18 protein-coding genes are annotated in these 20,935 nt (G+C 63.2%); 11 read left to right on the plus strand and 7 right to left on the minus strand.

Annotated elements, in window-relative coordinates; genetic code table 11:
* Position 1: 1 nt before the first annotated feature.
* Together ldhH and OO730_RS03885 are read left to right on the plus strand one after the other, a co-directional pair.
* On the plus strand, positions 2 to 2,152 hold the full coding sequence (ldhH, locus tag OO730_RS03880) for an L-lactate dehydrogenase (quinone) large subunit LdhH (protein ID WP_264983264.1): 2,151 nt from the start codon (positions 2 to 4) through the stop codon (positions 2,150 to 2,152).
* 182 nt (positions 2,153 to 2,334) lie between these two features.
* A complete protein-coding gene (locus tag OO730_RS03885; protein ID WP_264983265.1) occupies positions 2,335 to 3,891 on the plus strand; it encodes a methyl-accepting chemotaxis protein in 1,557 nt (518 codons plus the stop codon).
* A 61-nt stretch (positions 3,892 to 3,952) separates the two neighbouring features.
* Here OO730_RS03885 and OO730_RS03890 read toward each other — a convergent pair whose 3' ends face one another.
* From OO730_RS03890 to aspA, 3 genes are all read right to left on the minus strand, one after another.
* Positions 3,953 to 4,225 carry an HU family DNA-binding protein gene (locus OO730_RS03890; RefSeq protein WP_264983266.1) on the minus strand — a complete coding sequence of 91 codons (273 nt, stop codon included), beginning with the start codon at positions 4,223 to 4,225 and terminating at the stop codon, positions 3,953 to 3,955.
* A gap of 148 nt (positions 4,226 to 4,373) precedes the next feature.
* On the minus strand, positions 4,374 to 5,111 hold the full coding sequence (locus tag OO730_RS03895; RefSeq protein WP_264983267.1) for a septal ring lytic transglycosylase RlpA family protein: 738 nt from the start codon (positions 5,109 to 5,111) through the stop codon (positions 4,374 to 4,376).
* Positions 5,112 to 5,226: 115 nt separating this feature from the next.
* Entirely contained in the window at positions 5,227 to 6,639 is a 1,413-nt protein-coding gene (aspA, locus tag OO730_RS03900; protein ID WP_264983268.1) for an aspartate ammonia-lyase, read from the minus strand.
* A gap of 240 nt (positions 6,640 to 6,879) precedes the next feature.
* Between aspA and typA the strand changes: the two genes are divergently transcribed.
* The 4 genes from typA to OO730_RS03920 all read left to right on the plus strand — a co-directional run bounded on the left by typA (position 6,880) and on the right by OO730_RS03920 (position 11,777).
* Entirely contained in the window at positions 6,880 to 8,721 is a 1,842-nt protein-coding gene (gene typA, locus OO730_RS03905; protein ID WP_264983269.1) for a translational GTPase TypA, read from the plus strand.
* 195 nt (positions 8,722 to 8,916) lie between these two features.
* On the plus strand, positions 8,917 to 9,897 hold the full coding sequence (gene wtpA, locus OO730_RS03910) for a tungstate ABC transporter substrate-binding protein WtpA (protein WP_264983270.1): 981 nt from the start codon (positions 8,917 to 8,919) through the stop codon (positions 9,895 to 9,897).
* 3 nt (positions 9,898 to 9,900) lie between these two features.
* Entirely contained in the window at positions 9,901 to 10,728 is an 828-nt protein-coding gene (locus tag OO730_RS03915) for an ABC transporter permease (RefSeq protein ID WP_264983271.1), read from the plus strand.
* Positions 10,725 to 11,777 (plus strand): ABC transporter ATP-binding protein, encoded by a 1,053-nt coding sequence (locus tag OO730_RS03920; protein ID WP_264983272.1) that lies wholly within the window; start codon positions 10,725 to 10,727, stop codon positions 11,775 to 11,777. The genes OO730_RS03915 and OO730_RS03920 overlap by 4 nt, the downstream gene beginning before the upstream one ends.
* An 11-nt stretch (positions 11,778 to 11,788) precedes the next feature.
* Here OO730_RS03920 and OO730_RS03925 read toward each other — a convergent pair whose 3' ends face one another.
* Positions 11,789 to 12,727: a DMT family transporter gene (locus OO730_RS03925; protein ID WP_264983273.1), complete on the minus strand. Its 939-nt coding sequence runs from the start codon at positions 12,725 to 12,727 to the stop codon at positions 11,789 to 11,791.
* Between the two features lie 105 nt (positions 12,728 to 12,832).
* On the opposite strand from OO730_RS03925, the gene OO730_RS03930 reads away from it, so the two are divergent.
* On the plus strand, positions 12,833 to 13,759 hold the full coding sequence (locus tag OO730_RS03930) for an ATP-binding protein (RefSeq protein ID WP_264983274.1): 927 nt from the start codon (positions 12,833 to 12,835) through the stop codon (positions 13,757 to 13,759).
* 116 nt (positions 13,760 to 13,875) lie between these two features.
* Here the strand turns inward: OO730_RS03930 and OO730_RS03935 are convergent, their stop codons facing one another.
* A complete protein-coding gene (locus OO730_RS03935; RefSeq protein WP_264983275.1) occupies positions 13,876 to 14,256 on the minus strand; it encodes a pancreas/duodenum homeobox protein 1 in 381 nt (126 codons plus the stop codon).
* A gap of 85 nt (positions 14,257 to 14,341) precedes the next feature.
* Positions 14,342 to 15,628 carry a DUF401 family protein gene (locus OO730_RS03940; protein WP_264983276.1) on the minus strand — a complete coding sequence of 429 codons (1,287 nt, stop codon included), beginning with the start codon at positions 15,626 to 15,628 and terminating at the stop codon, positions 14,342 to 14,344.
* A 170-nt stretch (positions 15,629 to 15,798) separates the two neighbouring features.
* Here OO730_RS03940 and OO730_RS03945 point away from each other — a divergent pair, with 170 nt between their 5' ends.
* On the plus strand, positions 15,799 to 16,266 hold the full coding sequence (locus OO730_RS03945) for a hypothetical protein (protein ID WP_264983277.1): 468 nt from the start codon (positions 15,799 to 15,801) through the stop codon (positions 16,264 to 16,266).
* Positions 16,267 to 16,459: 193 nt separating this feature from the next.
* On the opposite strand, the gene OO730_RS03950 is transcribed toward OO730_RS03945, so the two are convergent.
* Positions 16,460 to 16,990, minus strand: coding sequence for a tetratricopeptide repeat protein (locus OO730_RS03950; protein ID WP_264983278.1), 531 nt, complete (start codon positions 16,988 to 16,990; stop codon positions 16,460 to 16,462).
* 84 nt (positions 16,991 to 17,074) lie between these two features.
* Between OO730_RS03950 and OO730_RS03955 the strand changes: the two genes are divergently transcribed.
* Genes OO730_RS03955 through OO730_RS03965 form a run of 3 tightly spaced genes read left to right on the plus strand, consistent with a single transcriptional unit; the run spans position 17,075 to position 20,833 of the window.
* Positions 17,075 to 18,823 (plus strand): aldehyde ferredoxin oxidoreductase family protein, encoded by a 1,749-nt coding sequence (locus tag OO730_RS03955; protein ID WP_264983279.1) that lies wholly within the window; start codon positions 17,075 to 17,077, stop codon positions 18,821 to 18,823.
* Positions 18,823 to 19,986, plus strand: coding sequence for a class II aldolase/adducin family protein (locus tag OO730_RS03960; RefSeq protein ID WP_264983280.1), 1,164 nt, complete (start codon positions 18,823 to 18,825; stop codon positions 19,984 to 19,986). The genes OO730_RS03955 and OO730_RS03960 overlap by 1 nt, the downstream gene beginning before the upstream one ends.
* Positions 19,979 to 20,833, plus strand: a complete 855-nt coding sequence (locus OO730_RS03965) for a CPBP family intramembrane glutamic endopeptidase (RefSeq protein WP_264983281.1) — start codon at positions 19,979 to 19,981, stop codon at positions 20,831 to 20,833. The genes OO730_RS03960 and OO730_RS03965 overlap by 8 nt, the downstream gene beginning before the upstream one ends.
* The last annotated feature ends 102 nt before the right edge of the window (positions 20,834 to 20,935 follow it).

A 20,935-nucleotide genomic window follows, 5' to 3' on the forward strand; every position in this document is an offset into this window, starting at 1 on the left:
AATGCAGAAAGCCAACGATCTGAAAGAATATCGCGAGGAACTGCGCGAGTCCCTGGACAACGACTTCCTCCGCACCACGCTGGACAACTTCGCCGTTGCCTACAGGGCAGGGCGCGCCAACGCCTTCAAGGGCATGGACGTGCGCGGCCTGATCGACGACATCGCCGCCTCCAAGGATGAGGCGGGCCGCAACTCCGAGGCCCTGTTCCAGGAGTTCAAGGAGAACGCCGAAGCAGCGGGCGTCCACGTCCACTTTGCCAAGGACGGCGACGAGGCCAACGCCATCATCACCCGAATCGCCAAGGACGCGGGCTGCAGGAAGATCGTCAAGTCCAAATCCATGACCGCCGAGGAAACCCTGCTCAACCACGACCTGGAGGACGCAGGGTTGGAGGTGACCGAGACCGACCTGGGCGAGTGGATCATCCAGCTTCGCCACGAGGGCCCGTCCCACATGGTCATGCCCGCCATCCACCTGTCCCGCTTCCAGGTGGGCGACCTGTTCACCAAGGTGACCGGCTCCAAGCAGGACGCCGAGATCGAAAAGCTGGTCAAGGTGGCCCGCCGCGAACTCCGGCAGAAATACGTTGAGGCGGACATGGGCATCTCCGGCGCCAACTTCGCCGTGGCCGAGACTGGCGGTATCGGCCTGGTCACCAACGAGGGCAACGCCCGGCTGGTGACCACCCTGCCCCGCGTGCACGTCGCCCTGATGGGCATCGACAAGCTCGTGCCCAAGCTGCACGACGCCCTGCGCATCCTGAAAGCCCTGCCGCGCAACGCAACCGGACAGCAGATCACCTCCTACGTGACCTGGATCACCGGCGCCAACGAGTGCCTGGCGGCAGAAGACGGCAAAAAGGAAATCCATTTCGTGGTCCTGGACAACGGCCGTTCCGAACTGCTCAAGGACCCGCTCTTCTCCCAGGTCAACCGGTGCGTGCGCTGCGGTGCCTGCGCCAACGTCTGCCCGGTCTACCGGCTGGTGGGCGGCCACAAGATGGGCCACATCTACATCGGGGCCATCGGCCTGATCCTGACCTACTTCTTCCACGGCAAGGACAAGGCCAAGAACCTGGTCCAGAACTGCATCAACTGCGAAGCGTGCAAGGACGTCTGCGCGGGCGGCATCGACCTGCCCAGGCTGATCAAGGAAATCCACGCCCGCATCCAGGACGAGGACGGCCACCCGCTGCCCTCCTTCCTGCTCGCCAAGGTGCTCAAGAACCGCAAGCTCTTCCACACCCTGCTGCGGGCCGCCAAATGGGGCCAGAAGCCCATGGCCGAGAAAGACGGATTCATCCGCCATCTGCCCATGATCTTCTCCAAGGAGCACAGCTTCCGCGCCCTGCCCACCATCGCCGAGACCCCGTTCCGCGACTGGTGGAAGGAGAACCGCCCCGAGGTCAAGAAGCCCAAGTACCGCGTGGCCCTGTTCTCGGGCTGCGTGCAGGACTTCGTCTACCCCGAGCAGATGCAGGCGGCCGTTGACGTGTTCGCCGCCAACGGCGTGGCCATGGAATTCCCCATGGACCAGTCCTGCTGCGGCCTGCCCGTGCAGATGATGGGCGAGACCAAGGCCTCCCGCGACGTGGCCGCGCAGAACCTGCGCGCCTTCGAGCCCAACGCCTACGACTACATCATCACCCTGTGCGCCTCCTGTGCCGCGCACCTCAAGCACAACTACCCCAAGCTGGTCATGGACAAGCCCGCGCTCAAGCTCAAGGCCGACGCCTTTGCGGCCAAGGTCATGGACTACTCCACCTTCGTCAACGACGTGCTCAAGGTGGAGAAGGACGCGTTCCGCGAGACCGGCGAAAAAGCCACCTACCACGCGCCCTGCCACCTGTGCCGGGGATTGGACGTGCACGATGCTCCCCGCCGACTCATCGAGAAGGGCGGCATGGCCTACGTGGAGTGCGCCGAGGAAGAGGTCTGCTGCGGATTCGGCGGCACCTTCTCCATGAAGTTCCCGGAACTCTCCGCCGAGCTGCTGAACAAGAAGCTGAACAATGTCGAAGAGACCGGGGCCCAGACCCTGCTCACCGACTGCCCCGGCTGCATCATGCAGCTGCGCGGCGGCCTCAAGGCCCGCGGCTCCAAGGTCAAGGTCAAGCACGTGGCCGAGATCCTATCCGCCAACAGGAAATAACCCCACCCGGTCAGTATGAGGCTCTCTGAAGGTAAGGACCGCAATCCATAGAAGCTCCAACCCCGCTTCCTCCTAAAGAAACCAGCCTCATAAGGCCCCCTGCCCGACCCACCGGGCAGGGGGCCACATACGTCAGCCCACGGCATCGGCCCGCTCCGGACTGCCAACCAATGGAAACAACCATGCTGCAACCTACCCGTTTTTCCCTGCGTCTGTTCACCCTCACCTATTTCGGCAGCCTGGCGCTGCTCGCCGGGGTCCATGCGGGCATCGGCCTGACCGATGACGCCCCCCTCTGGCCCGGCCTGATCGTGTCAGGCTGCCTGGCCGTGCTCGGCATCGGTCTGTGCATGTACCTCAACAGAACCGTGGTCCGACCCGCAGCGTCCCTCGCCGCCTTTGCCAACGATACGCTCAAGGGCAATTACGGCAGCGGCGACGCCATGCCGGACTCGCCCCTGTCCATCGCCGTCAAGGAACTCGTTGCCCGCTACAAGGAACGGCTCGGCTTTGCCCGCAGCATTCTCGACGGATTGCCCATGCCCATCTGCATCGTGGACACGAACCAGCATATTCAGTTCCTGAACAAGGAATGCCTGGAGATGATCGGCTCCACCAAGGAACTCGAGTACTACCACGGCAGGATGATCTCCCAGATCTTCTACAATGACGACCGCAAGTCCAAGATTGCGGACTGCATGGACACAGACACCCGAGCCATGAACCTCGAGGCGGTGTTCAAACACGTGGACGGCAGCGACATCAACGTCCTGGCCAACCTCTTCCCGCTGCACGACGTGGAGGGCAGGGTCATCGGCGGGTGCTGCGTCTATCTGGTGACCACGGAACTCAAGCGGCACGAGGCCGAAATAGTCAGCCAGAACGAGCGCATCGCCAAGGCGGCCCTCGATGCCACCAAAATCGTCGGGGAGCTGACCTCGGCCACGGAACAGCTCCAGGTCGTGGTCCGCAAAGCCAAATCCGGGACGCACATCCAGACCGAACGCATTGACGAGACGGCCACGGCAATGGAAGAAATGAACGCCACGGTCATGGAAGTGGCCCGCCACTCCATTGATGCCGCCGAAGAGGCCGGGGAGGCCCGCGATAAGGCCGGAGAAGGGGCCGCCATCGTCACCCAGGTGGTCACCGCAATCCATGAAGTGGCCACGCACGCGGACGGGTTGCGCTCTTCCATGGAAGAGCTGGACAACCGGTCCGAGGCCATCGGCAAGGTCCTGAGCGTCATCGAGGACATCGCGGACCAGACCAATCTCCTTGCCCTGAACGCAGCCATCGAGGCCGCCCGCGCGGGCGATGCGGGCCGAGGCTTCGCCGTGGTCGCCGACGAGGTCCGCAAGCTGGCGGAAAAGACCATGGACGCCACCCGCGAAGTGCACTCCGCCATAACCGGCATCCAGGAGGGCGCACGGGAAAACGTCAAGGCCACGATGGTGGCCGTGGAGTCCGTGAACCGAAGCACCGAAATGGCGGGCCGCTCCGGCGAGACCCTCAACGCCATCGTGACCATGGCCGACAACACGGCCGACCGGGTGCGGTCCATAGCCACTGCGGCCGAGCAGCAGTCCACTGCCAGCGAGGAAATCAACCGGGCCACCATGGATATCAACACCGTGTGCAACGAGACCGACCAGCTCATGACGGACGCATCGGAGGCGGTCGACCGGCTGTCCCGGATGGCCGAATCGCTCAACTCGGTAATCCGGGAAATGGAATAGCCAAAAAAAAGCCCCCCTCCGAAATCGGAGGGGGGCTTTTTTTATACTATAACGTAGCTACTTACTTCACGGCATCCTTCAGGACCTTGCCGGGTTTGAACTGAGCGACCTTGGTGGCCGGAATCTTGATTTCAGCACCAGTGCGGGGGTTGCGGCCGGTGCGCGCCTTGCGCTGGGAAACACTAAAAGTGCCGAAACCGGTCAGGGTCAGTTTATTGCCGGCAGCCAGCTCGCTCTGGATGATCTCCAGGATGGCGTTCATGGATGCTTCGGCCTGGGCCTTGGAGGAACCGTTCTTTTCGGCGATCTTCGCTACGAGTTCAGCTTTGGTCATAAAAAAACTCTCCTATACTTGTTGATTGATGCTTTGACTGGTGACACGCAAATCACTTCTCGAACTCATACACGGTCAAAATGGTTATGGGAAGACAAAAAGCGGCCTCAGGCAACACTTTTTACGCTTTTTCCCACATTGTGAAACACTAACTGATGATGTAGCTGGTGGGGAATTGATCCTTCAGGCGGGAAAGCACTTCCTCGGCCTTGTCGCGGGAATTGAAACTCCCGGCCTGGACGATGTGCAGTACCTGGCCGTCACGCGAAACCGTGACGATATTCGACCCGGAGTACCCGGCGTTTCTCAGGCGGGCATGCACCCGCTCGGCATTGGATCGCACCGCGAACGCGCCCACGCGCACATGAAAGCGCTTCACCGGAGAGACGACCGTCTGCGACGGCCTGGCAGGGTGGGACCCCACGGCGGTGATCCGGACCCGGGCCACCCCCTGGTCCACGGTGCCCAGCCGCCTGGCCGCCCCATAGGAGAGGTCGAGAATGCGGCCGCGCACGAACGGCCCCCGGTCATTGATGGTCAGGACGATGGACCGGTTGTTGGACAGGTTGGTCACCTGCACCCTGGTCCCCAGGGGCAGGGTCTTGTGGGCGGCGGACAGCCCGTACATGTCGTAGGTCTGGCCGTTGGCCGTCTTCCTGCCGTGAAAATCGCTGCCGTACCAGGAGGCGTTGCCCACCTCGTCGTACCCCCGGGCCGACTTGAGCGGATAGTATGTCCGGCCCAGGACCGTGTAGGGGCGCGTCTTGGCGTCGTAGACGGCGGGCGCACCCGGCGTGGAAGCCGGGGGCGTGGAATAGATGCGGGACGAACACCCGGCCATCCACATGAGCCCCACCAGGGCGATGCATGTCAAAACCCGGAACATGGCTCCTCCGTCAACGGTTGGTGCCGGTCGGTGACAAATCTTGAGTTTCTCTAGAAAACCTATGGCAAGTCGCGGCAAAAGGCAACCTGCCGATACCGGACGGCCCTGATCCGGCTCACCCCCTGTGGATATAGCGCGGTTTGACCATGTTCTCCGGCTTGAGGATGTCGTCCAGTTCCTCGCGGCTCAGGTAGCCCTTTTCCAGCACGATCTCGTAGACGGACCCGCCGGTCTTCATGGCCTCCTTGGCTATCTCGGCGGACCGCTCGTAACCGATGAACGGATTGAGCGCCGTGACCAGCCCGATGGAATTCTCCACCATCTCCCTGCACCGCTCCCGATTGGCCGTGATGCCCGACACGCAGGAATCGGCCAGGGTGAGGCTGGCGCGGCGCAGCATGTTGATGGACTGAAAGAGCGAGTAGCCGATGACCGGCTCCATGACGTTGAGCTCCAGCTGTCCGGCCTCGCTGGCCATGGACACGGTCACGTCGAAACCGACCACGGCAAAGGCCACCTGATTGACCACCTCCGGGATGACCGGATTGACCTTGCCCGGCATGATGGAGGAGCCGGGCTGCATGGGCGGCAGGTTGATCTCGTTCAACCCGCAACGGGGGCCGCTGGAGAGCAGGCGCAGGTCGTTGCAGATCTTGGACAGCTTGACCGCGACACGCTTGAGCACGCCCGAAAGCTGGACGTAGACCCCGGTGTCCTGGGTTGCCTCCACCAGGTCCGGCGAGGAAATCAGTTGCAGGGTCGTGGCCTCGACGAGCTTCTCCGTGACCGTGCGGGTATAGTCGGGATGGGCGTTGAGCCCCGTGCCGATGGCCGTGGCCCCCATGTTTATCTCGTGCACCAGGGCCTGGGCCTCGTCCAGGCGCTGGATATCCTCGCCGATCATGACCGACCAGGCCGAAAACTCCTGGCCGAGCGTCATGGGCACGGCGTCCTGCAGCTGGGTGCGGCCCATCTTGAGCACATCCGAAAATTCCACGCCCTTGGCCTTGAAGGCCTTGCGCAGGTGGTCCATGGCCTCCATCAATTCCCTGATGTCCAGAATCAGGGCGATGTTCAGGGCCGACGGGTACACGTCGTTGGTGGACTGGCACATGTTCACGTCGTTGAGCGGGTGCAGGAATTCGTATTGCCCCTTTTCCCGCCCCATGATTTCCAGAGCCCGGTTGCAGATGACCTCGTTGGCGTTCATGTTGGCCGAGGTGCCCGCCCCGCCCTGCATGACGTCCACCACGAACTGGTCGTGCAGGTGCCCCGACAGCAGCTCGCCGCAGGCCCGGGCAATGGCCCGGCTCTTGTCCTCGTCCAGAAGCCCGAGGGAGGCGTTGGCCTCGGCTGCGGCCAGTTTGACGTAGGCCAGGGCGCTGATCAGCCTCGGATAATGGGAGAGGGGAATGCCCGATATATGAAAATTGTCCATGGCCCGTTTGGTCTGAACGCCATAGTAGGCGTCCGCCGGAACCCTGACCTCGCCCAGACTGTCGTGTTCGATCCTATATTCCTGACTCATCTGCCCTTCCTTTATGATGTTTTGTGAGAGGGTACACCATCCCGGGAAGGAGTGGAACGGATTTAGAACGCCCTTTTGCGAAATCCGGGAAGGCAAACAGGCGCGGCGGGATTCGGAACCCCGACCGCCCCGGCGTCACGACATTCCGCCCCGTCACGCAATCTCTCCTTGCCAGCGGCCATCAATTCGGTTAACCGCTTGCCTGCGCACTTGCGCCCATTACATATTTCTGGAGAGACCATGAGCAACAAGATACAAAACAACGGACTTCGCAACATAGCCATCATCGCCCACGTCGACCACGGCAAGACCACGCTGGTGGACGCCATGTTCAAGCAGTCGGGCATGTTCCGCGAAGGCCAGGACGTGGACGACCGCATCATGGACTCCATGGACCTGGAGCGGGAGCGCGGCATCACCATCGCCGCCAAGAACTGCTCCGTTTCCTGGAAGAACACCAAGATCAACATCATCGACACCCCCGGCCACGCCGACTTCGGCGGCGAGGTGGAGCGTTCCCTGTCCATGGCCGACGGCGCCATCCTGCTGGTGGACGCCTCCGAAGGCCCCCTGCCCCAGACCCGGTTCGTGCTCAAGAAGGCCCTGGAACAGGGACTGTCCCTGATGGTGGTCATCAACAAGGTCGACCGCCAGGACGCCCGCCCCGACGAGGTGCTGGACGAGATCTACGACCTGTTCATCGACCTGGACGCCAACGAGGACCAACTCGACTTCCCGCTGCTCTACGCCATCGGCCGCGACGGCATCGCCATGAAAACCGCAGAGGAGCGCGGCGAGAACCTGCATATCCTCCTCGACATGATCGTCGAGCACGTGCCCGGCCCGTCCTATGACCCGGACGAGCCCTTCCAGATGCTCGTGTCCGACCTTTCCTATTCCGACTACCTGGGCAGGCTGGCCATCGGCAAGATCCACCACGGCGCGGCCCGGTCCAACGACCAGCTGCTCTGCCTGGGCGACAACAACGCGAAGACCCTGCTCAAGGTGACCAAGCTGCAGACCTACGACGGCCTGAAGGTCGTGCCCACCGAGACCTGCGAGCCGGGCGACATCATCGTCATCGCGGGCATCGAGGACGTGAAGATCGGCGACACCATCTGCACCAAGGACGATCCCAAGGCCCTGCCCCGCATCACCGTGGACGAACCCACCGTGGCCATGCGCTTCGGCATCAACACCTCGCCCCTTGCGGGCAAGGAGGGCACCTTCGTCCAGTCCAACAAGATCAAGGAGCGGCTGCAGAAGGAAACCCTGCTCAACGTGGCCATCCAGGTGGAAGAGACCGAGAGCCGGGACGCCTTCCTGGTCAAGGGACGCGGTGAATTCCAGATGGCCATCCTCGTGGAGCAGATGCGCCGCGAGGGCTTCGAGCTTTCCGTGGGCCGCCCCGAGGTCATCATCAAGGTGGAAAACGGCAAGAAGATGGAGCCCATCGAGCACCTGTTCGTGGACTGCGACGAAGATTTCATGGGCATCGTCACCGAAAAGATCCAGACCAGGAAAGGCCGCATGACCAACATGGTCAACCACGGCACCGGCCGCGTGCGCCTGGAATTCTCCGTGCCCTCCCGCTCCCTCATCGGCTACCGCGACGAATTCCTGACCGACACCAAGGGCACCGGCATCATGAACTCCTACCTGGAAGGCTACGGCGAACACCGGGGCGATTTCGCCTCGCGCTACACCGGTTCCCTGGTGGCCGACCGCGCAGGCAAGGCCGTGGCCTACGGCATCTTCAACCTGGAGCCGCGCGGCCGCATGTTTGTGGTCCCCGGCGACCCGCTCTACGAAGGACTGATCGTGGGCGAGCACAACCGGGACAACGACATCAACATCAATCCCTCCAAGGAAAAGAAGCTGACCAACATGCGCGCCTCGGGCAAGGACGAGGCCGTCATCCTGACCCCGGTCAAGCCCATGACCCTGGAATACGCGCTCAACTTCATCAAGGAGGATGAGCTGGTGGAAGTCACTCCCGCGTCCGTCCGGTTGCGCAAGGTGGAGCTGTCCGCCCTGGTGCGACATCGTGAGGAAGGGAAAAAGAAAAAGACCAAGCAATAGACCGGGAAATCCCCGGATGCATTTAACAGGACTGCGGTTTTCCGCAGTCCTTTTTTTGTGCCGGAACACGGTACTGTTATGCTAAAAATAGCATACCATATCAATCTGAATTAACAGAACAATTGACATGTTATGCCTGCATCAGCATACACTTCAGGTGCGATTTCGCAATCCAAACAGCCAAGGAGAAAGGATATGAAACGCATCGTCGCCACTGTTGTCGCCACCATGCTGCTGGCCGTGCCCATGCTGCTGGCGTCGGGCACGGCCCAGGCCGAGCCTTCCGGGAAACTGATCATCTTCCACGCGGGAAGCCTGTCGGTTCCCTTCGCCGAAATCGAGAAGAATTTCGAAAAAATGTACCCCGAGGTCGATGTCCTGCGCGAGGCGGGCGGTTCCACCAAGATGGCCCGCCTGATCTCCGAAGTGGGCAAGCCCGCCGACATCATGGCCTCGGCCGACTTTGTGGTCATCGACAAGAACCTGATCCCCAAGTTCGCTTCCTGGAACGTCCGCTTCGCCTCAAACCAGATGGTCCTGTGCTACACCGACAAGTCCAAGTTCGCGGACGAGATCAACAGCGACAACTGGACGGACATCCTGCTGCGTGAAGGCGTGGTCTGGGGCCATTCCGATCCCAACCTGGACCCCTGCGGCTACCGCTCCCTGATGGTCCTGCAACTGGCCGAGAAATTCTACGGAAAGGTCGGCCTCTATGAAGCATTCCTCGCCAACCGCCCCGAGAAGAACGTCCGGCCCAAGTCCGTTGAACTCATCTCCCTGCTCCAGTCCGGCCACATGGACTACGCCTGGGAATACCTGTCCGTTGCCGTGCAGCACGGGCTCAAGTACGTCACCCTGGACAAGCACCTGAACCTCGGCGACTACTCCATGACCCCGTACTACTCCTCGGCCAAGGTGCAGGTCACCGGCAAGAAGCCCGGCACCTTCATCGAGCGCGTGGGCAAGTCCATAACCTACGGCGTGACCAAGATCGACAAGGCCCCCAATTCCGAGGCCGCCGACGCCTTCCTGGCATACCTGTTCGCGCCCGACGGCGGGCTCAAGATCCTCAAGGACATGGGACAGCCTCCCTTTGATCCCGTGCGGACCACCGCCGACGGCATGTCCAAGCTGCCCGAATCCCTCAAGGCGCTGGTGACCGTCGCCGAATAACCCATGACCAAAGCAACCAACCGTGGGGAGGGGGCGCTCCTGCGCTCCCTCCCCGGACACATTTTCCAGGGATGGATGGCGGTCTCGGCGGGCCTGGTCCTGCTGTTCATCGCCGTTCCCCTGGCCACCACCCTGACCGCGCCCACCGGCGAAATCCTGCTGGAGACCCTGGCCGATCCCGCCGTGCTCCAATCGGTCTGGCTGTCCATGTCCACTTCGGCCACGGCTGCGGCCATCGCCTTCGTCTTCGGCACGCCGCTCGCCTACTTCCTGGCCCGCAACGATTTTCCCGGCAAGAAGATCGTGGAGAGCCTGGTGGACCTGCCGATAATGATCCCCCACCCGGTGGTGGGCATCGCCCTGCTCAGCCTGACCAGCCCCAACATGTGGTTCGGCGAATTCCTGCGTTCCCTGGGCGTGGAGATCATGGGCACCAGGACCGGCATCGTGTGCGTGCTGGTGTTCGTGGGCATGCCCTTTTACGTGAACACGGCCAAATCCGGCATGGAATCCATCCCCCGGCGCATGGAGAACGTGTCCCGCTCCCTGGGCGCCGGGTCAGCGGCCACCTTTTTCCGCATCACCCTGCCCCTGTGCTGGAGGTACATGCTGGTGGGCATGATCATGTGCATGGCCCGCGCCATCTCCGAATTCGGGGCCATCATCATCGTGGCCTACCACCCCATGATCGCCCCGGTGCTGATGTACGAGCGGTTCACCGCATACGGACTGACCTATTCCCAGCCCGTGGCCGTCATCCTCATCGTGGTCAGCATGCTCTTCTTCCTGCTGCTCAGGTCCATGTCGCTGACCAAGTCGGAGGCGCGATGATCAGGCTTGACAAACTGCGCATGAACCTGCCCGGCTTCACCTTGAACGACGTGGACCTGCACGTGCGCGAGGGGGAATTCTTCGCGCTCATGGGGTCCACGGGCTCGGGCAAGACCCTGGTACTCGAATCCGTGGCCGGACTGACCCGGCTGGATTCCGGCACCGTGACCATCGGCGGGCGGGACGTGACGACGCTGCCGCCCGAAGCCCGCCGGGTGAGCCTGGTCTACCAGGACCACGCCCTGTTCCCGCACCTGACCGTGCTGCAAAACGTCATGTACGGACAGCGCTACCACGGCATAGACAAGGAGGAGGGACGGCGCGAGGCCCGCGCATTGCTGGACGCCCTGGGGCTGTCCCGATTGGAAAAGAGGAAGCCCGCCCGACTCTCCGGCGGCGAAAAGCAGCGCACGGCCATGGCCCGCGCCCTGGCCTGCTGCCCGGACGTGGTCCTCCTGGACGAACCGCTCTCCTCCCTGGACCCGCAGTTCCGGGGCGAGCTGCGGCGCACCCTCAAGGAAATCCACGACCACCTGGGGGCCACCTTCCTCATGGTCACCCACGACTTTACCGACGCCATGGTCCTGGCCGAGCGCGGGGCGGTCATCAAGGACGGCGCCCTGCACCAGCAGGACACCGTGGCCAACATCTTCCGCCGCCCGGCCACCCCGTTCACGGCCTCCTTCGTCGGCATGACCAACGTGTTCCCGGCCAGCTATGAGCGGGGATGCTGCACCTTTGCCGAGCACACCTTCGACGGATTGCCGGAGCTCCCCGGATGGCGCAAGGGGTTCGCGGCACTGCGACCCGAGGACGTCATCGTGGGCGCGGCCTGCGACTTCCCGTCGGGCTGGCAGGTCATGGAGGGATCGGTGGAAAGGCTGGAACGCGAGGGGTTCGTCTGGACGGCGGCGGTGCGCTGCGGCGACCGGACAATGACCGCCGTGGTGGACCGCCACATGGTCCTCAACCGGGGACTGGGCGAGGGCTCATCCGTGACCGTCGGCTTTGCCGGGGAACACCTGCACCACATGCCCGAAGCAATCTGAGGATAGAATCCCTAGCTGCGGCTCTGCACCGTCACGTACAGGGTCAGACCGAGCATGGTCAGGCCGATGCCCGCCCAGCCGAGGGAGCCGGGCATGGCGTGACCCAGCAGGACCGCCTCGCCCGCCAGCGAGAAGACCACCTCCATGGACTGGGTGCAGTCGGCGGCGGCCAGTTCCGCCGTGGTCCGGGCCGTGTGCCGGGCCACCAGGAACAGGGACGTGGCGATGACCCCGGAGCAGACGGCCACGATGCCGGTCTGGGCCACCTGGCCCATACTCGGCAGGGGCGGCGCGGTGAACAGGATCAGCCCGATCCATAACGGCATGGAGCCCAGGGTCAGGAGCAGCACCCGGCAAAAGGCGTCGTCCATGGCCGGATGGTCGATGACCGGGACAAAGGATTTCTCGCCTACACGGGCCTCCCATACCAGCTGGTTGCCGAAGGGGTAGGCAAAGGCCGCCGCCAGCACGGGCAGCGCGCCCCACAAGACCTCGCGCACGCTGGTGGCAGAGGCCTGTTCCACGTTGACCAGGACCACGCCCGCAAAGATGATCAGGGTCAGGGCCAACGCCTTGAGCGGCACCCTGCGCCCGAAGCCGAGGAGCACCAGCGGCGTGGCCAGGATCGTGGTCTGCCAGGTGGCCGCCACCACCCAGCCGGGCGCGAACACCGAGCTGAAGGTGATCAGCGCATAGAACACGCCGAAGCCCACGGAACCGGCAACGACCCAGAACACCCAATGCCGGAAAAACAATCTCAGCGCGTCCAGGCCCAGCCGCGCCTTGCCGGTCAGCGCCAGCCACAGGCCGAGCAGGCCGAGCATCCAGAAATAGCGTAGGCTGGCCGACCACACCCAATGCCCGCCCTCCAGAGACATGGCCCGATTGAGGACAAAGGTGGAGCTGAAAAAGAACGCGGCCAGGACGCCGATGAGCACGATGCGGAACATGACGGGAAAAATGGCATTTCCACCCGGCCCTGTCCATTGACTTTTCACAGGCTCCGGGTAGTATTCGAATCAATCCTGTTGCACCTTCAACAGTTACGAATCCACATGAAGATACCGTTCATCAGACAATCCACCATCGACTACTGGAACGAATGCAGGACCCACGGCCTGTCCCTGTTCGACTTCATCCACGGCTACGTCTACAGCCGCTGGTGCTTCCACTATATCGGCCTGGCCGGGGACAGGGGCCCGTGGTGGCGCTGGCTCTGGGCCCCGCTGGTCTTCATCATCGACAAGCACTCGCCGTTCCATCCCACCGAAGACAACCGAACCGGCGACCCCAACCAGAAAAAGCCGACCTGGGGCGACCAGTACCACGGCAAGCCCCTGCCGCTTGAAGAAGCCACGAAGCTGATCAGGCTCGATCGCCCGGTGAATACGGAACTCCCTGAGCAGGTCCTGCCCTACACCCGGTGCCGGGACATCGTCCTGAACGGCAATCCGCGCCTCGTGCTCCTGGACTGTCCCTGCCGTGCGGGGATGAAAAACCCCTGTACACCCACGGAAGTCTGTGTGCTGGTGGGCGATCCGTTCGCCGGATTCATGCTCGAACACCACCCGGACAAGACGCGCGAGATCACCCGCGAGGAAGCCCTCAGGATCATCCGCCAGGAACAGGCGCGCGGCCACGTGTCCCACGCCTTTTTCAAGGACATCGCGCTGGGCCGGTTCTACGCCATCTGCAATTGCTGCTCCTGCTGCTGCGGGGCCATGAAGGCGCAGCGCCACGGCATGAACATGCTCTGCTCGTCCGGCTACCTGGCCGAGGTGGACCCGGATAAATGCGTCAAGTGCGGCACCTGCGCCGAGAAGTGCCAGTTCAAGGCCATCGGCTTCAACAAGGAGTCGGCCTTCATCCGCGAGGACCGATGCATGGGCTGCGGGGTCTGCACCCTGTCATGCAGCAAGGACGCCCTCAGGCTCAGACTCGCCCCGGAAAAAGGCGCGCCGATTTTGGTGGACGAGTTGTAAAAACGCTCCGGGCTGCTTCGCGGGGTGTGGGCCGTTGCGAAACGAACATTCAGGTCACCAACCAAAAAAGGCGGACGGGCATTGCCCGTCCGCCTTTTGTATTCGTTTCGCGGTCGCTAGCCGAGGGTGATGGTCAGCGGGATGACGTGCAGTTCCCGTGACATCTCACGGGTGACGCCGAACTGCCAGGACGCGGAGGCGCTGCCCACGGCTTCGGCCACGGCGTCGGCTATGCCGTTCACGTTGATGACCGGATGACGGGCAAAGACCTGGGGCAGGCCGTACGTCAGGTTGCAGGCCAAACACTTGCCGGGGCGCTGGCTGAGCCGCAGTTCGAAATCCAGAGCGGCGTCGTTGGCCCCGACATAGCCGAGTTCGATGTCGTAGCTCCCCTCCTCGGCATCGCCGAACAAAGCCTCGAAAAAGTCATCCGTGCGCTGGGACGGGAAAATCGCCCGCAGCTTCTCGTCGGTAAAGATATCGCCGTATCGGCTCATGCACTTCCCTCTCGTCTGGTAGTGGTTCAGGAATGTGAGTCTGTACCGGAAAACGAACCGGTCATCAAGCCCGACGGACTCTCACTCAAATCAGAACAAGGAAAAGCGCCACTCCGCAGGCCAGGAAGGACAGGCTCGGCCAGACCACCTTGCGCCATGTGCGCATGAGGTCGCACTGGAAATACTGGCAGGTCAGGATGAAGCAGATGTGGATGGGCGAGATCATGACCCCCGTGAATCCGCAGAACGTGGCCAGCACCAGATAGGGGATCATCTGATCCTGCATGCCGAGCGACCCCAGCACGCCGAGGAGCAGCGGGAAGGTTGCGCCCACAAAGGCCACGTTGATGCCCGCCACCAGGCCAACCAGGAAGGGCAGGAAGGCCGCCGACGCGAACAGGGCCGCTTCGCCGCCCGCCTTGTTGGCCATCTCCTGGACCACGCCCGCAGCCTGCATGATGTCCTTGAACACGAAAATGGAGACGATGACGAAGACCATGGACCACAGCGATTTCTTGGTCAGCACGTCGCGCAGGAACTTCAGGCCGAGTTGGGTGTTCTGGATCATGACGCAGACCACGGCACCGAGCAGGGCCGCGACCACGCCCAGCTCGAACGGGACGGACGGGGCAAAGGCGGCGATGACGGTTTCCAGCCCCACGGCCCCGATGATGGCCGTCAGAAGCGGCAAGCCCTCCCGCAGGGCCGCCGACTTGCTCCGCCCGCCGGGCAGCTCCGGCATGGCGATGTCGCTCGCTCCGAGTACGCCCGGCCTGAGAAAGAAGAACCAGCCGATGAGCAGCATGGCCGGAGTGCCCGGCCAGGTATGGGAAATGAGGTCGATGATCTGGATGTCGGCCAGGGCCACGGTCAGGATGATGCCGGGATAGAGCGGCCAGATCAGTTCCCAGACGTGCCGGAACCAGTAGTTGAGCACGGCCCGGTCCGAGTTGCGGATCTTCATGTCCTCGGACACGGTCTTGACCATGGGCGCGGAAAAAACCGCACCGCCGGGCATGGGCAGAAGCCCGATGAGGGCGGGGAAAAACACCAGCCGCAGCCTCGGGCTGGTCAGGAACCCCGACAACGCCTCCATGAGCCTTTTGGACTGGCCGGACCGCTCCATGGCGTCGGACAAGATGAGGATCAGGCCCACGATGGCCATCAGAAAATGAAATTTCTCCTGGGTCAGGGCGAGCGCCCCGGCCTTGATCAGGGGCAGCGGGGCCATGCCGAACAGGAAGCCCATGGCCACGCCCCCGGCCATGATGGACAACCCCAGGCCGACCTTGAACCGCATCCCGGCGAGCATGAGCAGGAAGGCAAACAGGACCTTGGCGAACGGCATGAGCTTGACGATGATCGATTCCACGGGAAGCGTCCTTTCTTCTTGGTTGCGGCAGAAATCACAACTACCCTCAAATAAAATGAAAGGAAACCCATATATTCACATACACTTCAGGCTGCTCTTGCCCGGACCACGGCATTGGGCTACATTCCCGGCTGAATCGAATGACAGTTCACCCGTGGAGACAGACAATCATGACCCCCAAGCAGATCAGAGAACATATTTTCGCCGTCATCATCAACAAGGTGGAGGAGCAGGACGAGAACAAACGCCAGGAGGCCCTGGCCGAATTCATGTCCGTCACGGGCACCGCAGGCAACGCCTCGGAGCAGGTGGCCGGCCTGATTCCCCCGCTCATGCACGAGCTCTACGTCAAGTGGATCACCATGTTCATCGACCGGCTGCTGGAGACCGTGCCCGCCCAGAACATCGAGTTGCTCTGCGACGGCAACGCCGACAACAACGCCGCCCTGGTCCTGGCCTACATCATGTTCCTGGAGTCGGCCCGCATGGAAAAGCAGATCGACGAAGACCTCAAGGAGCACGGCATGAACGTGTCCGGCCAGGACGACCTCGGCGACGTGGCCGCCAACTACATCCGCACCCAAATGGCCAAGATCGCCCAGGAAACCAACGAGGACAAGATCAAAGGCAACGCCTAGCAGGCTGTTGAAAAACGGCGATCTGCGGCGTTGCTTCAAAAAGTTCAAACCCTCGCGTACAAGAAGTACGCTTCGGCCTTGAACTTTTTTTTGCGCCTTGCATCTCACCATTTTTGAACAGCCTGCCAGCCATCCCCCCGACGCGAAAACCCCCGCCTCTCGTGAAGAGGCGGGGGTTTTCGTCGATTGAAGACTATCCCACGTTGTTGCCGGACTCCCTGATGGCCGTTTCCACGGCCTCGGCGATGCGCTCCGGCGGGTCGGTGACGCCGGTTTCGAGCAGGCCGAGTTGCAGGTTGAGTTCGCGCTGGACCACCACGGCCTTGGGGTTGAAATACCGTGACCACAGGGCCGGGGCCTTTTCCGGCCGCTCCAGGCGGACCAGGGTCAGGCCGAGATAGAGGAAGGCGTCCATGTACTTGGGGTCGGCCCGCAGGCACCGCTCGAAGTCGAGCTTGGCCTGGCGGTACTTGCCCACCCTGTAGGCGCAGACCCCGATGCGGTAGCGCACGTCCGGGTCGTTCTGGTCCTCCTTGAGGCACTCCTTGTATTTCAGGCGCGCCTCCTCCCACTGCTCCTCGACGTAGAGCCGATTGGCCTCTTTCATGACATCGACGACCTCGGCCGTGGACGCCACGGGCTGGTCCGGGTCCTCGTTCTTGAAACGGCGCACCGCTCCGAACAGGAAATTGCGGCGGGCCTTGTCGATTTTCTTCTCTGCCATGGTTCCTCCGGGGACCCAGAATACCTGTTTCGCCTGACGGGTCAAGCAGTTGCCTTTTCACCCGGTTCGTGGAAGATTCCCCCCATGACAAAACTGTTCGGCTGGACCGGCGTGGTCCTGCACATCGACCTGACCACAGGGCAGGCCACCCGTGAACATCCCGACCCGTCCGTGTACCGCGCCTTCCTCGGCGGCAAGGGGCTGGCGGGCCACTACCTGCGCCCGCACGCCACCCGCGAAACCGATGACCCGGCCCTGCCCCTGCTCATCTTCGCGGGTCCGCTGAACGCGACCATAGCTCCCACATCCGGGCGGGCCACCATCATGTCCCGCTCACCCCTGACGGGCGGCATCTGCGACGATTCCGTGGGCGGCAGGCTCGGCACCCAGCTCAAGCGCGCCGGGTACGACGGCCTGGTCATCACCGGCAGGAGCGATGTCCCATGCGGCATTGAAATTTCCGACGGTGATGTCCGCATCTCCGGAACCGACCTGTGGGGCCGGACCTCGGACCGAGTCTTCGACAGGCTCGAATCCGCCATTCCCAAAGGCGCGTCCCTGGCCTGCATCGGCCCAGCCTCCGAAAACGGCTCGCCCCTGGGCTCCATACTGGTGGACCGCCGCCACGCTGCCGGGCGCGGCGGGCTCGGAATGGTCATGGCCGCCAAGAACCTCAAGCATTTCACCATAAAGGGCACGGGCAAGGTCCGGGTCCACGACAAAAACGGGCTCAAGGAGGCGCGGGAGGAGATACTCCGCCTGACCGCCGCCTCCCCGGTGCTGCTCGGCCGGCACGGCTTTTCCTGCTGGGGCACGGGGTCCATCTTCGACCTCATGGACTCGCGGCGCATGATGCCCACCGACAACTTCCGCAGGACCCGGTTCGAAAACGCGGCCAGCCTCAACGCCGCCGCCTACAAGAAACGGTTCTCCCCCCGCAGGCACGGCTGCACCGGCTGCCATATCATGTGCAAGAAGATCGCCGACGACGGGCGGACCATGCCGGAATTCGAGACCATGTCCCACTTCACGGCCCTTGTCGGCAACACGGACATGGAGCTGGTCATGGAGGCCAACGAGCTCTGCAACGGGTTGGGGCTGGACACCATCTCCGCCGGGTCCACCCTGGCCTGCCTGCGCGAGATCACGGGCCGCGACTTCACGCCGGAGACACTGCTCGACGGGATACGGGAGATGGCCCGGGGCGGCGACCTCGGCCAGGGCGCGCTCCATCTGGCCGAAACCATGGGCAGGCCTGACGCGGCCATGACGGTCAAGGGTATGGAGCTGCCCGCCTACGACCCGCGCGGGGCCTACGGCATGTCCCTGGCCTACGCCGTGAGCACGCGCGGCGGCTGCCATCTGCGCGCCTACCCCATCAGCCACGAGATTCTGCGCAAGCCCGTGGCAACCGACCGCTTCTCCTTTTCCGGCAAGGCGCGCATCATCAAGATCAGCGAGGACATGAACGCGGCGGTGGACTCCCTGACCGCGTGCAAGTTCACCTTTTTCGCGGCCAGCCTGGAGGAATACGCCAAGGCGTTCACAGCGGTCACCGGCGTTGACATGACCGGCTTCGAGCTGCTCGAAATCGGCGAACGCATCTACTACAACGAACGGATCATGAACGCGGCCAACGGGTTCGACGCCGCGGACGACGACCTGCCCCAACGATTCTTCACCGAGCCCGGCACCTCCGGCGGCGGCGTGGACATCCGCCCCCTCGACAGGGAAACGTTCCTTGAGGCCCGGCGCAGCTACTATTTCATCCGGGGCCTCGACGAGGACGGTCTGCCCACCGAGGCCAAAACCCGCGAACTGGAACTGGATTGATGAAATCCCTGTGCGAGAAATACGCGGCCAAGCTGGCGGCCCAACGCCTGGCCGACCCCGGCGAGCCGCTCATCGGCGGCCTGGACGCGGAGTTGGCGTGGAACCGGGAGGACCCGCGCACTGCGGAACTGGCCAAGGTCTTCGACCTGCTGTCCATCAACTCCCTGGTCTTTTCCCGGCCCGCCGAGCCATACGCCGCCATCATCGACTTCCTAGCCTCGCGCCACCCGGAGACCATCCGGCCCCAAGACACCGAGACGCGGACCTTTCTGCACGACATCCCGGTCTGCAGGGAGTTCACGGGCGAAGCCGTTGCCGCGCACCTGAAAAAGCGCAAATCCGTGATCATCCCCGGCCAGGGCATCGCTTCCTTCGGCACGGTCACCCCGGAACAGGGATTCGTCTTCTATTCGTCCACCATATTCTCCTGCTTCGTGCTCTTCTTTTCGGAATACCTGGCCCGCGCAAGGGCCGGGACCCTGGACGACGAATACCGCGAGGTGTTCGCCTCGGTCTCGGCTGGCTTGTCCGACCCGTGCACGGAGCCGCCCGCGCTGGCCGCCGGACCGCTTGAAACCGAGGACCAGGCGCTGGCCGCCATGGCCGAGGCCGGACGCGCCGTGGTGGGCTACGGACTGGTGGACTCCTTCTTCGGCAACATCTCCTGTCGGCTGAACGACGTGGTCCACATCTCCCAGACCGGCAGCTCCCTGGACGAACTCGAGGGGTGCATCGACCCCTGCCCCATGGACGGCTCCGCAACCACCGGGCTGACCGCGTCCTCGGAGTTGTCCGCCCACGAGGATGTCTACCGCCGGTCCGACTACCGGTGCATCCTGCACGGGCACCCCAAGTTCTCGGTCATCATGTCCATGGACTGCGCCCGCATCGACTGCCCGAACCGGGGCCAATGTCACATCAAGTGCACCGAATGCCGGACCATGGACGGCGTGCCCATCGTACCCGGAGAGGTCGGCACCGGCCCCACCGGGCTGTGCAACACCCTGCCCCCGGCCATGGCCCGGACCGGCGCGGCCCTGGTCCACGGCCACGGCGTATTCACGGCAGGGGCCACGGACTTCAACGAAGCCTTTATCCGGCTGCTGGACATTGAAAACCGGAGCCGACAACGCTATTTCGAAACGGTGAAAGCCCATGAATAACCTGACCCGACCGACCGGCAAGTCCACTTCGGCCTTCATCCTCCTGACCCTGGGCGTGACCTGGGCCATGGAGTTCGCCCTGATCTCGGGGGGCATGCGATTTGACGACATGAGCGAGCTGAACACGCCCGCCCTGTGGCTCCTGGCGGTAATGATGGTGCCGGGCACCGTGGCCGTACTCACGGCCCGGTTCATCGAGGGCGTGCCCTTTTCCGAAATGCGGGACAACCTGGGACTCCGGTTCGGCACGTCCGTCGGTCCCTATTTCCTGGCCGTCCTGCTCATCCCGCTGGTCTTTGCCGTGATCTACGGCCTCACCTGGGCCATGGGGCTGTCCGGATTCGACCCCACGGCCGGGGAGCTGGACGAGGATTTCCTCTTGCAGGTGGCCCTGCCCCTGTCCATGGTGCTGGGGCCGCTCATCAATCTGATCTTCGGCATCGGCGAGGAGGTCGGATGGCGGGGGTTTCTCCTCCCCCGGCTCCTGCCCATGGGCAAGGCGAACGCCTACCTGGTGCTCGGCGTGATCTGGGGGCTGTGGCACGCGCCGCTCGTCTGGGCGGGATTCAACTACCCGGGCTACCCGATGAACGGCATAGCCATGATGTGCGTGCTGTCCGTGGCCTTCGGCTTCTTCCTCAACGAGATGACCCTGCACTACCAATCGTCCATCCTGGCCGGATTCATCCACGGCGCGTTCAACGCCCAGGGGTTCGGGGTATGGCTCTGGATCTTCCCGGACGTGCACCCCATCCTCGGCGGCCCCTTCGGCCTGGTGGGCGCGGCCTGCTGGCTGGTCCTCGGGCTCGTCACCACCTGGACCCTTGCCCGGCTGAAGTCCGACTGATCCCAAGAGAAAAGCCCCCGCAAGCGGGGGCTTTAGTTATGATGCGTTACGTTGGGAGGTTGCCGGTATACGGACCCCTGCCAAAGGACGGTTCGGTTTCGA

This window comes from Pseudodesulfovibrio portus (genome assembly GCF_026000375.1).
Classification (GTDB): domain Bacteria; phylum Desulfobacterota; class Desulfovibrionia; order Desulfovibrionales; family Desulfovibrionaceae; genus Pseudodesulfovibrio; species Pseudodesulfovibrio portus.

Coding starts and splice junctions, on each gene's coding strand:
- typA (WP_264983269.1), top strand. CDS start 6,880: ATGAGCAACAAGATACAAAACAACGGACTTCGCAACATAGCCATCATC.
- ldhH (WP_264983264.1), top strand. CDS start 2: ATGCAGAAAGCCAACGATCTGAAAGAATATCGCGAGGAACTGCGCGAG.
- OO730_RS03935 (WP_264983275.1), bottom strand. CDS start 14,256: ATGAGCCGATACGGCGATATCTTTACCGACGAGAAGCTGCGGGCGATT.
- OO730_RS03895 (WP_264983267.1), bottom strand. CDS start 5,111: ATGTTCCGGGTTTTGACATGCATCGCCCTGGTGGGGCTCATGTGGATG.
- OO730_RS03890 (WP_264983266.1), bottom strand. CDS start 4,225: ATGACCAAAGCTGAACTCGTAGCGAAGATCGCCGAAAAGAACGGTTCC.
- OO730_RS03920 (WP_264983272.1), top strand. CDS start 10,725: ATGATCAGGCTTGACAAACTGCGCATGAACCTGCCCGGCTTCACCTTG.
- OO730_RS03930 (WP_264983274.1), top strand. CDS start 12,833: ATGAAGATACCGTTCATCAGACAATCCACCATCGACTACTGGAACGAA.
- OO730_RS03945 (WP_264983277.1), top strand. CDS start 15,799: ATGACCCCCAAGCAGATCAGAGAACATATTTTCGCCGTCATCATCAAC.
- OO730_RS03960 (WP_264983280.1), top strand. CDS start 18,823: ATGAAATCCCTGTGCGAGAAATACGCGGCCAAGCTGGCGGCCCAACGC.
- OO730_RS03915 (WP_264983271.1), top strand. CDS start 9,901: ATGACCAAAGCAACCAACCGTGGGGAGGGGGCGCTCCTGCGCTCCCTC.
- aspA (WP_264983268.1), bottom strand. CDS start 6,639: ATGAGTCAGGAATATAGGATCGAACACGACAGTCTGGGCGAGGTCAGG.
- OO730_RS03950 (WP_264983278.1), bottom strand. CDS start 16,990: ATGGCAGAGAAGAAAATCGACAAGGCCCGCCGCAATTTCCTGTTCGGA.
- OO730_RS03885 (WP_264983265.1), top strand. CDS start 2,335: ATGCTGCAACCTACCCGTTTTTCCCTGCGTCTGTTCACCCTCACCTAT.
- wtpA (WP_264983270.1), top strand. CDS start 8,917: ATGAAACGCATCGTCGCCACTGTTGTCGCCACCATGCTGCTGGCCGTG.
- OO730_RS03955 (WP_264983279.1), top strand. CDS start 17,075: ATGACAAAACTGTTCGGCTGGACCGGCGTGGTCCTGCACATCGACCTG.
- OO730_RS03925 (WP_264983273.1), bottom strand. CDS start 12,727: ATGTTCCGCATCGTGCTCATCGGCGTCCTGGCCGCGTTCTTTTTCAGC.
- OO730_RS03965 (WP_264983281.1), top strand. CDS start 19,979: ATGAATAACCTGACCCGACCGACCGGCAAGTCCACTTCGGCCTTCATC.